Genomic DNA, 219 nt, shown 5'->3' on the forward strand with positions numbered 1-219 from the left:
CGTCCGATCAGGTCAACGCCTTCACCACCGGCCAGGTCCGCAGCCTGGAGACGGCGGACGTGCGCTCGATCACCACCGCCGCGCTGGCCGGCCTGACCTCCACGCAAGTGGGCGCCCTCACCACCGACGGCGTGCAGGCCCTGACCACCGGCCAGATCGGTGCGCTCAACACCGACCAGCTCAAGGGCATGACCACCGCCGACATGGTGGCCCTGACCT

At 70.3% G+C, this 219-nt stretch carries 1 protein-coding gene; it reads left to right on the plus strand.

Annotated features, from left to right (window positions below):
* Positions 1-219: hypothetical protein (locus ACG01O_RS22290; protein WP_394387816.1), on the plus strand; the 219-nt coding region annotated here is incomplete at both ends.

The organism is Pelomonas baiyunensis (genome assembly GCF_043555935.1).
Classification (GTDB): Bacteria; Pseudomonadota; Gammaproteobacteria; order Burkholderiales; family Burkholderiaceae_C; genus Pelomonas; species Pelomonas baiyunensis.